The 12,130-nt window shown below is 57.5% G+C and carries 11 protein-coding genes and 1 pseudogene; 5 read left to right on the top strand and 7 right to left on the bottom strand.

Annotation, left to right across the window (positions count from 1 at the left end; genetic code table 11):
- Positions 1 to 73: 73 nt before the first annotated feature.
- Positions 74 to 1,297, bottom strand: coding sequence for a transposase (locus NJC38_RS18870; protein WP_253116502.1), 1,224 nt, complete (start codon positions 1,295 to 1,297; stop codon positions 74 to 76).
- 14 nt (positions 1,298 to 1,311) lie between these two features.
- Between NJC38_RS18870 and NJC38_RS18865 the strand changes: the two are divergent.
- Positions 1,312 to 1,401, top strand: a pseudogene (locus tag NJC38_RS18865) (IS200/IS605 family transposase); the annotation flags it as partial.
- Between the two features lie 225 nt (positions 1,402 to 1,626).
- On the opposite strand, the gene NJC38_RS18860 reads toward NJC38_RS18865, so the two are convergent.
- From NJC38_RS18860 to NJC38_RS18835, 6 genes are all read right to left on the bottom strand, one after another.
- Positions 1,627 to 2,001: a type II toxin-antitoxin system VapC family toxin gene (locus NJC38_RS18860; protein WP_253116501.1), complete on the bottom strand. Its 375-nt coding sequence runs from the start codon at positions 1,999 to 2,001 to the stop codon at positions 1,627 to 1,629.
- Positions 1,998 to 2,225 (bottom strand): type II toxin-antitoxin system prevent-host-death family antitoxin, encoded by a 228-nt coding sequence (locus NJC38_RS18855; protein WP_253116499.1) that lies wholly within the window; start codon positions 2,223 to 2,225, stop codon positions 1,998 to 2,000. The genes NJC38_RS18860 and NJC38_RS18855 overlap by 4 nt, the downstream gene beginning before the upstream one ends.
- 237 nt (positions 2,226 to 2,462) lie before the next feature.
- Positions 2,463 to 3,773, bottom strand: a complete 1,311-nt coding sequence (locus NJC38_RS18850) for a methyl-accepting chemotaxis protein (RefSeq protein WP_253116497.1) — start codon at positions 3,771 to 3,773, stop codon at positions 2,463 to 2,465.
- A 129-nt stretch (positions 3,774 to 3,902) separates the two neighbouring features.
- Positions 3,903 to 4,250: a hypothetical protein gene (locus NJC38_RS18845; RefSeq protein WP_253116496.1), complete on the bottom strand. Its 348-nt coding sequence runs from the start codon at positions 4,248 to 4,250 to the stop codon at positions 3,903 to 3,905.
- A 118-nt stretch (positions 4,251 to 4,368) separates the two neighbouring features.
- A complete protein-coding gene (locus NJC38_RS18840; protein WP_290447304.1) occupies positions 4,369 to 5,577 on the bottom strand; it encodes a trypsin-like serine protease in 1,209 nt (402 codons plus the stop codon).
- 162 nt (positions 5,578 to 5,739) lie between these two features.
- Complete coding sequence (locus NJC38_RS18835) at positions 5,740 to 7,158, bottom strand: mannose-1-phosphate guanylyltransferase/mannose-6-phosphate isomerase (protein ID WP_253116492.1); 1,419 nt, start codon at positions 7,156 to 7,158, stop codon at positions 5,740 to 5,742.
- A gap of 259 nt (positions 7,159 to 7,417) precedes the next feature.
- Here NJC38_RS18835 and NJC38_RS18830 point away from each other — a divergent pair, with 259 nt between their 5' ends.
- From NJC38_RS18830 to NJC38_RS18815, 4 genes are all read left to right on the top strand, one after another.
- A complete protein-coding gene (locus NJC38_RS18830; protein WP_253116490.1) occupies positions 7,418 to 8,323 on the top strand; it encodes a DUF4214 domain-containing protein in 906 nt (301 codons plus the stop codon).
- 49 nt (positions 8,324 to 8,372) lie between these two features.
- The gene (locus tag NJC38_RS18825; protein ID WP_253116488.1) at positions 8,373 to 9,251 is read left to right on the top strand and encodes a DUF4214 domain-containing protein; all 879 of its coding nucleotides are present in this window, start codon (positions 8,373 to 8,375) and stop codon (positions 9,249 to 9,251) included.
- Between the two features lie 644 nt (positions 9,252 to 9,895).
- A complete protein-coding gene (locus NJC38_RS18820) occupies positions 9,896 to 11,089 on the top strand; it encodes a glycosyltransferase family 1 protein (RefSeq protein WP_253116486.1) in 1,194 nt (397 codons plus the stop codon).
- Positions 11,090 to 11,211: 122 nt separating this feature from the next.
- Positions 11,212 to 12,129: a GDP-mannose 4,6-dehydratase gene (locus tag NJC38_RS18815; RefSeq protein WP_253116483.1), complete on the top strand. Its 918-nt coding sequence runs from the start codon at positions 11,212 to 11,214 to the stop codon at positions 12,127 to 12,129.
- The last annotated feature ends 1 nt before the right edge of the window (position 12,130 follow it).

Raw genomic sequence — 12,130 nt, 5'->3', positions numbered from 1 at the left:
ATACAACTCTGCGACGATAATCCCGGTTTCTTGACATCCTCCCCGGCCTGAAGGCCGGAGATTCCTACGGCGCTCAGGCGCGGCATCGAGCCGCCCCCGAGTCGCTTCGGTGGGTTCCTGCTGCTGGCGCCATGACCTCTGCGCTCACTTCACAGGCTAACCGGGCGTGTCCCGCCCTTAGTACATTCATCGCGCCGACCACATCGGCGTTGCCTTCAAAACCACATCCCACACACCTGAACAGCGCCTGCGTCTGGCGGTTGGCCGCCGACACATGGCCGCAACACGGGCACGTGCGGCTGGTATCTCGCGGCGGTACGGCAATCAGCCAGCCGCCGCGCCACGCCAGCTTGTAGTCCAGTTGGCGGCGGAACTCGAACCAGCCCTGATCGAGGATGGACCTGTTCAGGCCAGACTTGGCCCGAACGTTTCTTCCCGGTGCCTCGGCCGTGCCTGCCGCCGACCTGGACATATTGCGTACCTGCAAGTCCTCGATACACACCATCGCGTGGTTTTGGCTGATCGTGGTGGAGCACTTGTGCAGGTAGTCGCGGCGGGCATTGCCGATGCGCGAGTGAATGCGCTGGACGCGGGCTTTCGCCTTGTTCCAGTTGCGGCTGAATCTGACCTTGCGGCTCATCGCCTGCTGCGCTTTGCACAGCGCGGTTTCATGGCGTTTGAAGCTGTTCAATGGTGCGTAGAACGAGCCATCCGAAAGCGTGGCGAAGCGGGCAATGCCCATGTCGATGCCGACTGCCGCACCCTGCGCCGTGGGCTGCTCATCGATCTCTCGTTCGGTCTGGATGCTCACGAACCACTTGCCACACGACTGGCTCACGGTGATGTTCTTCACCGTGCCAGGCACCTCGCGGCTGTTGCGGTAGCGCAGCCAGCCCAGCTTGGGCAGAAACAGGCGACTGTTGGTCTGGTCGAGCTTGATCTGTTTCGGGTCGGGATAGCGCAAGCTGTTGTTCTGCCCCTTCTTCTTGAACCGGGGAAAGTCGGCTCGCTTGGCGAAAAAGTTGGCGTAGGCCCGTTCCAGATCCTTGAGGCTCTGTTGCAATGGGTGAACCGGCGCATCGGCCAGCCATGCAGTTTGCGGGCTATTGCGCCACTCGGTCAGCAACTTGCACAGGCCCGCATAGCCGAGCTTGTTCTCGCCTTGCTCGTGGCGCTCCTTCTGCAAGGCCAGCGCCTTGTTGAAGACGAAGCGACAGGAGCCCGCAAAGCGGCGCATTTGCCGCTCCTGCCGGCCGTCTGGCATGAGTTCGTACTTGAAGGCTTGAAGTCGTTGCATGCTGCTCTTGAGCCATGAGCAATGAAGGCAACATTAGGCGCGGAGGGCACGGTGTTTTCAAGATGCATGCCCATGGGGTCTTTGTAACGAAATACCGCCGTAGAAGGGCATCTGTGTCGCCATGTTACTTCGCATCATCCTGTGGCGGTGCGTACACCGAACAGCAGCAGCCACCCCACGGCAACCAGGGACGGCTACGCCGTCCGTGCTATCCGTCCCCGCCCTGAACGGCGGGGCTTGTCGCGCCTTGATGGTCAATTGGGTAGGCTCGCTCACCTCAGAACCTTCCTGTATAAGCGGCTCCGATCTAACGGCTCAAACAAGATGACTCAAACAACCAACGTATGGGGATACAAGCGCAACATGCGGTCATGCGTGACTAGGCTGATACCCTCAACCAACGCCTGAGCCACCATAATGCGGTCGAATGGGTCGCGGTGATGATCCGGCAAGGTGCTGATCGCCAGGCTGTGCTCGCTGGTAATCGGCAATTCAAGATAACCTGCGTCCAGCAGTGCCTTATGCAACAAGGAAGGAACGATACCTGTTCGCTCAGCCCCTTTTATCGTGAGTTCCCACAGGCTGGCTGCGCTGAAATAAAGAATATTGGCTTCATCGTCGATCAATCTCGCGGCCTCTGTTGAAAGCCTTACATCGTCCGTTGCAGCCCATACCAGGACGTGGGTATCAAACAGCAGCTTCATTCTTTGTGCTCAAACAGATCTGCAATCTCGCTGTCCATCGCCTGCGAAGCGTCGGCATCAAACGTCACATCCTTCAACATGCCCCGCCGCCTTGGTGCTGTGATGGGGACCAGTTTCGCGACCGGTACGCCGGCCTTGGCAATGATGATGGTTTCCCCATTGGCCGCGGCATCGACGAGCTGAGAAAAATTGGTTTTGGCTGCATGAATGTTGTGCGTTTGCATACAACATATCTCAATCATTGAAGGGGTGCTCCTAAGGTTAGTCCAGTAACTGGACTAACTCAATCAGGCTGTTCTTCTCGTTAGATTGGCATCCTCCCCGGTCTAAGTGCTTAAGGCTTGTCGCGAACCGGATCAGTGGGTGCCTTGCATTGGCGATTTTGCACGCTTGTACAAGGCTAGAATGCAAGACATCTCTCTTTCTCCTGAAGGGCACTTCCGATAATTCTTCGTGCGCCCCTACAACTGACTGGCAAAGCGCCCCACCGCATTGACCACCTGCTGCGCCCCATCCTGAATCTCGACAATCACCGACCCTGCCTCATTGGCCAGCGCCAGCCCTTGTTCGGCCTGGCCGCGGCTGTTGGCCATGCCGCGCACGGCTTCGTCGGTCAGCGACTGGTTCTGCTGCACCACGCTGACAATCTCTTCGGTGGCCGCGCTGGTGCGCCCGGCCAGTTGCCGGACCTCGTCGGCGACCACGGCAAAGCCCCTGCCCTGCTCGCCGGCACGGGCCGCCTCGATGGCGGCGTTGAGGGCCAGCAGGTTGGTTTGCTGGGCAATCCCGCCGATGGTTTGCACGATGGAGCTGATCAGCAGCGACTGCTTGCCCAGCGCCTCGATGCCGGCAGAGGCCGACTGCATTTCTTCCGAGATCCGCCGCATGGTGTGCACGGTGTTCTGCACCACTTCGGCGCCGCGCCGGGCAGTGACGTCGGTGCGCTGGGAAATATCGAACGCGATACTCGCCGCCTGGCTGACATCCTCTTCGCGGGCGACCTGATCCGTGATCACGGTGGCGAACTTGACCACCTTGTACAGCCTGCCCTGAGCATCGTGCACCGGGTTATAGGTCGCCTCCAGCCATACCGGGCGGCCATGGCTGTCGATGCGCTTGAAACGGCTGGCGACGAACTCGCCCCGGTTAAGGGTCGACCAGAACTCCCGGTAAGCATTGGACGCCACTTCGGCGGGCTCACAGAACATGCTGTGATGCTTGCCGCGGATCTGCGCCATGTTGTAGCCCATGCCACGCAAAAACTGCTCATTGGCCTTGAGCACATGGCCGCTCAGGTCGAACTCGATCACTGCCGTAGAGCGCAATAGCGCCTGGATGAACGCCGCGTTTTCGGCGGCGGTGTCCACCGACTCGGTAATGTCCGAGCCCAGGCAATGAATGCCTGTCAATTGACCGCGAGCGTCCTGCAGCGGCTGCCATACGGCCCGGATCCAGGCCAGGCTGCCATCGGCTCGCAGAAAGCGGTAAGTGTCGGTCACCGGCTCGCCCTTCTGCACCGACGCCACCAGATTGCGGTAACAGTCGAGCTGTTTGACATAGGCCGGGATGTACTGATCCAGTGGTTTGCCCACCACCTGCTCGGCGCGATAACCCAACATACGCAGGAAATTGTCATTGGCCTCAATAATATTGTATTGGGCATCAAGGATGATATGCACCAGACATGCATCAATGCCTTTTTGCAATTGCTGGAACATCGACAATTCGGAATGCAGCGCCTGGACTTCCGTTTTCAAGCGGGTATTGAACATAGCGACACCGATCGTTGGAGTGGACCCTCTGCTATTGGCAAGCGTAGACGGGGTTTATTCATCCCATGCATCCGGACATAAAAAAACCCCGAAAAATCGGGGTTTCTTCAACACTCGTTACATGCGCAACTACTGATCAGTCTCAGCCTGGCAACTGAGCAAGTCGTCATCCTCGATCACAAACGTTTCCGAGGCGCTGATTTTCTGGCCTTTAACGACACACTCGTCGTTGTCCTCATCCACCAGACGCACATCCCACTTGCCCGGGTTGACACCGGTCAGGCTCAAGGTCATACCGGTCTTGAGCACCTGATTGCCCAGATGATCATCACCCCAGTCATCCTGACTGGTCGGCGCAAAATAGATCTCATGGATTTCCCAGGAAGACCTGTTTTCAATCTTGATCGTAGCGGCTAAGGCAGGCGCAGCCTGCACAAACATCAATGACAGACCGAGCGCAGCTAAAGCTTTCTTCATGAAGGTCTCGATATCGAGGTGGAGTAGCATTGAATAGCCACCATGCTACCTGTAAACGCGCCCGTCAACGTCCATTGCAGAAGAAGCGCCGACTCAATCACAAATCAGCGCTGTGCCATCAAACCGGCCAGATATCGTCGTTGACGATGGTGCGCGTGCCGGTCAGAACCAGCGCCCCATTGTCGAACGCCGCGCCCGATGCGTTGGTAAAGTCCATGTAGAAGGTTTCGTTGGCCTCCAGACGATTGTCGCCGATGATTTCCACCGCCACCACGGCCTTGGTTTCGTTCGGGTAGAACACCAGAGTGCCCTTGTTGGCCAGATAATCCTCACCGGCTTTGGCAGTACCATCGCGAGTGGTGAAGTTAAAGCTGATCAACGCATTGGGGTCTTTTCTTGGCGCGGTCAGTTCAACCATGAAATAGGCGTTGGTAAAGGTACCGGCCTGGCCTTCGACCACGTTCTGCTTGACCTCGGACATTTTGGTCGGCGCGTCGACGTAACTGGCCCGAATCGCCTTATCAATGAACTCTTGCTGGGCGCTGACGCGCTGCCAGGCAGCGATCTCGCCAAAACTGCTGTTGAGGCTGTTATCAACATCAGGATGCGCGCTGCCCATGCTCAGGGTACTGATGTAACTGGCAATACCGGCTACCTTGTTGCCGATAAAAGCAGGGCCCCCACTGTCGCCACTGCTGATCATCCCTTCAACCTGGCCAACACCGGTATGCTTGAGGTTGAGAAATTGCCCCAAGGCATCCTGACTGCTGCTGCCGTTATCGAAATCGGCAATCAACTGCGTACCAGCCTTAGGCGTGAACGGCAGGATACCGCCGGCCTTGGCTTTCAACGCTGCGGCATCGGCATCAAACGTATTGGAGGCCTTCTGGCGGATTGGTGCCGACGAATAGCTGGTCGAGATGCCGCTGTCACCGGTGCCCGGCCGACCATAACCAACAATGGTCATGGTCTGGCCGATTTCATCACTGGCACGGTAGATGTCATAACGGTTCGCAGTGACCGGGGCATGGCCGTTGAGCCAGACGATGGCCAGATCGTTATTCAGGCTATTGGCGTCATAACCCGGCAAGATCGTGACATTGCTTGAACTCAAGGTCTGGATGCCAGCCGTGGTTTCGAAGGTCACGGTACTTTGCGAATTGCCCGGCTTGAACAGATGCGCCGCCGTGAGAATCGCCTGGCCGCCGTAGAGCAGCACGCCGGTTCCGTAAACACCTCCTGTGGAAACCTTTACAACGCCATCATATCCCTGGCCTGGCGCTGCCTTGTTGCGAGAATCCGTGTAGGAGGTGACCGTCGAGACCATGAATCAATACCCGGTGGTTGGATGTGTGCCGGGATTGTGTCGATTTGCCACCACTGAGTGCAGTGCTGCTCGTCGGAATAGGCATCATGATGCCACTATTACTTTAGTTATCTGCCGAACGGTATAGGTGCCGGGCTGTTTGCACCCGGCACCGCTACATTCTTACTTGGCTAGGCGCCCGTAACGATCCTCAAACCGCACAATGTCGTCCTCGCCCAAATATGCCCCGGACTGTACCTCGATCAGTTCCAGCGGCACCTTGCCCGGGTTGGCCAGCGAGTGCTTGACGCCCAGCGGAATGTAGGTCGACTGGTTCTCGGAGAGGATCAGTTCCTGGTCATCACAGGTCACCTTGGCGGTACCGGACACCACGATCCAGTGCTCGGCGCGGTGGTAGTGCAGTTGCAGCGACAGGCATTCACCCGGTAATACGCTGATGCGCTTGACCTGGTAGCGGTCGCCCTTGTCGATGGTGTCGTAATGGCCCCACGGACGGTTGACCAGCGGATGGGTGACGAACTCGGGACGCTCTTCGGCCTGCAGACGCTTGACCACGTCCTTGACCTGCTGGCTGTCGTGCTTGTTGGCCACCAGGATGGCGTCCTTGGTCTCGATGACGATCAGGTCCTCGACGCCCACGGTGGCCACCAGGCGGTGATGCGACTGCACCAGGCAGTTGTTGGTGTCGATGGCCAGCACGTCGCCTTCCAGGCGATTGGCGTTGGCATCATGCGGGCCGACATCCCAGATCGCCGACCAGCTGCCCAGATCGTTCCAGCCCGCGTTCAGCGGCACCACCAGACCGGCTTCGGTGTGCTCCATCACCGCGTAGTCAACCGACTCGTCAGCGCACAGGGCGAACTGCTCGGCTTGTACATGGGTGAAGTAGCTGTCGGTCTGCGCATGCTCCAGCGCCACCCGGCAAGCACTGAGAATATCCGGGCGATGACGCTCCAGCTCGGCGAGGAACACCGAGGCACGGAACATGAACATGCCGCTGTTCCAGAGGTAAGCCCCTGAAGACAGGTACTCGGCGGCCAGCTCCGGCGATGGCTTCTCTTTGAACGCGGCGATCGCGAAACCGCCCTGCTCAATGGCCTTGCCACACTGGATGTAACCGAAGCCAGTCTCAGGATGCGTCGGGGTGATGCCGAAGGTCACCAGACGGCCCGCCTCGGCATGCGCCTGGGCGACCTGCACGGCGTTGCGAAACGCCTGCTCGTCATGAATGTGGTGGTCGGCCGCCAGCACCAGCAGCACCGGATCGGCACCGTCTACGGTGGCTTGCAGCGCCGCCAGAGCAATGGCCGGCGCGGTGTTGCGCGCCAGCGGCTCAAGGATGATGCGCTGGCTCTTGATCTTCGCCACACGCAGTTGCTCGGCGACGATAAAGCGATGGTTTTCGTTGCTCACCACCAGGGCTGGCGAGTGCTCCAGGCCGTCCAGGCGCGCCAGGGTGCGCTGAAACATCGTCCCCTGATCCTGACCGTCCAGGGCCAGAAATTGCTTGGGGAAGCTCTGCCGCGACAGCGGCCACAGCCGTGAACCGTTACCGCCAGCCAGAATTACGGGGGTGAACATAGAAGCTCCATTCTGATAGCCACGCGGGCATGCGAAGGGCCGCATTATCCGGGGGTGCTAATAAGGATGCAATATGGCATATCGCCTTTAGTGGCCATTAGCGCGAAGCCATTTTTCCGGAACAAAATCTGCTTATTACAGTCAGATACATCTACTTCGTATCCATTGTTCATCACTATCGACACTGCCCTTCATACACTTGCACTTGGCAGCTGTGTAGCGCTGCAACGACACATTGCAACCTGAATTAAGGAAGATCATGGCGACCGTAAAACTTCATCAGCCGATCAACATGAATAACCTGCCGGCCTGGGACGGTGAGTTTACGATCATCGAAGCAGGCCATATACGCGCGACTGATGGCGTTCGCCAGCAGGACTACTTTGGCCTGTTTCAGTTCGGCAACAATGAAATAACAGGTGGCACTCTGACATCGACGGTCGCCTATCAAAATGGCCTGTACTACGAAATTACTGGTCTGAATGCCGACGCGGTTACAACGGCCGAGGCCATTGGAAACTTCGATATCAAGGCTGCCATGAATGAACTGTTTAAAGGTAATGACTCCTTTATTGGCTCAGGCGGCAATGACCTGTTTCGTGCCAGCGCCGGCAGCGATCATTATGACGGCGGTGCCGGTATCGATACGGTCTGGTACAACACAGGTAAAGCCGGCGTCAGCGTAAAAACCAGCGGTGCCGGTCACACGGTCAATATCGCCGGAAAGACCGATAGCCTGGTCAACATCGAGCGGGTTGGCTTTGGTGACGGCTCTACGCTGGCCATCGACACGGGCGCTGGAGAAAATGCAGGCTCAGCATACCGTCTGTATCAAGCCGCATTTGACCGCCAGCCAGACACTGTCGGGCTCAATTACTGGATCAAGCAACTGGACAGCGGTACTTCCCTTGCGCAGATCGCCGCAGGCTTCGTACAGAGTAACGAATTCAAGGCGCTCAACCCCGGCAATGACCCGGGCACATTGATCAGTAACTACTACCAGCATGTTCTGCATCGCAGCGCAGACACCACGGGTTTCAATTACTGGAGTTCAGCCATGGCCAATGGCATGAGCGCCAGTGACGTGCTGATTGCATTCTCCGAAAGCAATGAAAATATCAGCACAACTTCCGCTGTCTTGCAAGGCGGCCTTTGGCTGAGTTGATCAGCCTGTCCCTCCCTCCCCACGCTCATATCAGGAGAACATCCCTCCCATGGCAACCATTACCTATAATCGGCCACTGGACAATTTTGATCTGGATCGCGCGGCCAATGTCAGTACGGTCACCAGCGCCACCAACAACCAGATTTCCTACAGCGACGGTTATTACACATCGACCCTTAAAGGTTCTTTCATTTACACCTCCTCAAACGTACTGGGCACCATTACCGGCGCCAGCTATTCAGCAGGCGGTGAGGACTTTTTCACTGTCAGCGGGCTGAGCATCAACATGCTTCGCCTCAAAACCGACGGTTTTTATGACGGCAATGACACCTATAACGGCTCCGTGGGCAACGATCATTTCTATGCCCAGCTTGGTGACGACGTCTATAACGGCGGTGAGGGTCGCGACACGGTGCACTACGCCGCTGACCGCAGTTTCTTCACTGTCACTGCCAATGCTAACGGTTTCACGGCCAAGGGCCTGGGCAAGACTGACACCCTGAACAGCATTGAACGCGTAGTGTTTGACGATGCCACTCTGGCCCTGGATGTCAAAGCCGGTGACGCGGCCGGCTCCGCTTATCGGGCTTATCAGGCTGCATTCGATCGCAAGCCAGATACCGCAGGGCTGAAATACTGGGTAGACAAGATGGATGCCGGCACCAGCCTGACAGAAGTCGCCTTGGGTTTTGTACAGAGCGCAGAATTTCAGAAGCTTCATACAGCGACCGATACCAACAGTATGATCACCAGCTTTTATCAGAACGTTCTGCACCGTGCTCCAGACGCCACGGGTCTGGCCTATTGGAGCAATGCAGCGAGCACCGGTACGCAGACCCACGAAATGCTTGCGGCCTTTTCGGAAAGCACTGAGAACGTCAATAACACGGCGGCGGCCATCAAAAACGGTATCTGGCTGGAAGTTTAAGTCCGAGACGGCATACAAACATGGCAATGGAGCTCTGGAACCGAGCCGCCGGTGGGTAGTCGAAGCAATACAGGCCAGCCAGATGCAACGCTTTTGCTGAAGGCGCTTACTTAAAAGGCAAAAAAAAGCATCGAGGGGGGTGGCCCCCTCGATGCCTCAGCTTCAAATCACAACCACCCTGGAGAATGGCAACGATCAGAACTTACTGCTCTTGCTGCCCGGTTGCGATCTGCAACCCGGCGAAACCTCGCTTTGGATCACAATCGGTTCAAGATCGTGACCGGCAAACAAAATCCTGAGGACATACCCCCCAGATGATGTTGAATTGCCACAATGATTCCCTACGGCACTGTCGTCAACGGGTTGATGAAAAAAAATTCGACAAACCGTGACCACACCTCATCAGTCGACCAAAAAATGGCGCCATAAACGCGGTCCAGACGAACGGCGCAAAGGCAGTTCGGATTTTTTGACGTCAGGAGTTGTACCGAAGCAGCCCGAAAAACTGTGATGCCCACAATACCACTAAAAAAGTAAAAAATTCATAGATTCGTGTGTATTCATTGCCCCCTGTTAAACTCGCCGCCCTCAGATCATCCTGAGACGTTCCCCCTCGACCGTGCAGCCAGGTAAACCCACCGTTCATGAAGCTATTGCTCAATATCGAGTCGCTCATCCCGCCCCTGACCGGAATCGGGAACTACACCTTGAATCTGATAGAGCAGTTGCAAGACGAAGATATCGAGCACATCGAATGCTTCATCGGCGCGCGCTCATGGCCAGCCAACCAGGCGCTGACCAATTGTGCCCAGGCGAGCTTGCAGTACGCCCAGGCTCTCAATAACCCAGGCGCCGCCAGAGAGAGCCTGAAAACGCAGCTGCGCAACACATTGCGTAACTGGACACTGGCTTACAAAGCGCGTGAGATGCTGCGTGACCTGCAACTGAAACTACGTGCCCGACATCGACGCGACTACGTCTATCACGAGCCTAATTTCATGCTCAAGGCTCACTCAGGCCCATGCGTGTCGACCATCCATGACCTGTCCTTCCTCCATTACCCGCAATTTCACCCGAAAAAGCGGGTGGACTGGCTCAGCGCCCAACTGCCCAAGACCCTCAAGCGCGCCGATTACCTGATTACCGATTCGAACATCATCCGCGACGAGTTGATCGGCGATTTCGGCGTCAGCCCTGACCGGGTACGTACGGTCTACCTGGGAGCCTCTCAGGATTATCGAGTCCAGACCCGTGAGCAGACACGACCCACTCTACAGCGCTACAAACTTCAGCACGGCCGCTATGTGTTGTTCGTCGGAACCCTGGAACCACGCAAAGGTGTAGACACACTGCTGGATGCCTGGAGCAGCTTGCCACAGACCCTGCGTGAAGAATTCCCGCTGGTGCTGGCTGGCGCCCCTGGCTGGCAGAACCAGCAGCTGGCCGAGCGTATAAAGGCTCTGGAGGCCACCTCTGGCCTGCGGCAACTGAGCTTTGTCCCCGGCGTCGACCTGCCAGCACTGTATGCAGGCGCGGCGACGTTCGCTTACCCGTCACTTTATGAGGGCTTCGGCCTGCCAGTGCTTGAAGCCATGCAGTGCGCGGTCCCCGTGATCTGCACCGACGATACCTCCATGTCGGAATTTGCTCAGGACAGCGCGCGGTTGATGGAGCGCAGCAACGCCGAGCATCTACGCAGCCATCTGCTTGAGCTGCTGAGCGACCCGGCTCTGCGCCAACAATTGGCGCAAAGCGGCTTGCAACGCGCGGCAGACTTCTCCTGGAAACGTTGTGCACAGGAAACCCTGGAGATCTACCGGCAGGTCAGCCCTGCCTGATCAATTAGGCTAACTAAAACCGTCTCCTCTGCCGGCAGTAACCACCAGTGGCAGACGCCGCGTTGAAATCCGTAACTGTTAAACTCACCGGCTTGCGCACGGTCATCAAGGAACCCCTGAACATGCAACGCATCCTCCTCACCGGTGCCAACGGGTTTGTTGGACAGATCCTGACCCGCCGCCTGCAGGACGCCGGCCACCAGGTCCTGGCCCTGACCAGCGCTGACTGCGACATTCGTGACGCTATTGCGGTTGAACAGGCCATTGCTCAGGCCAGGCCGACGCACGTCGTACACCTGGCGGCGATTACCAATGTGCCACAGAGCTTCAAAGAACCTTTGCAGACCTGGCAAACCAACGTCATCGGCAGCGTCAATCTGCTGCAAGCCTTGCGTAACCAGGCGCCTGAAGCCTTCGTGCTGTTTGTCAGCTCGTCAGAAGTCTACGGCGCAAGCTTCAAGCAAGGCGTCGCCCTGGACGAAAGCGCCCCCTGTCATCCGCAAAACCCTTATGCCGCCAGCAAACTGGCGGCCGAGACAGCCTTCAACGAGTATTTCCGACAAGGTCAACCAGGCGTCATCGTGCGCCCGTTCAACCACATCGGCGCCCTGCAATCGCCCGACTTTGTCACCGCCTCCTTCGCTCGCCAGATCGCGCTGATCGAAGCCGGCCAGCAAGCACCGGTACTTAAAGTGGGCAATCTGGAGGCCTGTCGCGACTTCCTCGACGTCAATGACGTGTGCGATGCCTATGTTCGCCTTCTGAAGCTCTCTGAGCACACGGGTGGCTACCCGCGCTGCTACAACATCTGTTCCGGCCAGCCGCGACAGATCCGCAGCATCCTCGATGAGTTGCTGGGTATGAGCAAGATGGCTATCGAAGTGACACAAGATCCAGAGCGCATGCGCCCTTCTGATGTACCGACCGCTACCGGCAGCACCCAGGCAATGCGCGACACCACCGGCTGGCTGCCGGCAACCCCGCTGCACACGACTCTGGAACAATTGCTCAATTATTGGCGCGATCAGGTCAACGCCTGAG

This window comes from Pseudomonas sp. 21LCFQ010 (assembly GCF_024129905.1).
Taxonomy (GTDB): Bacteria; Pseudomonadota; Gammaproteobacteria; order Pseudomonadales; family Pseudomonadaceae; genus Aquipseudomonas.
This window is presented reverse-complemented; position numbering and strand designations above follow the sequence as displayed.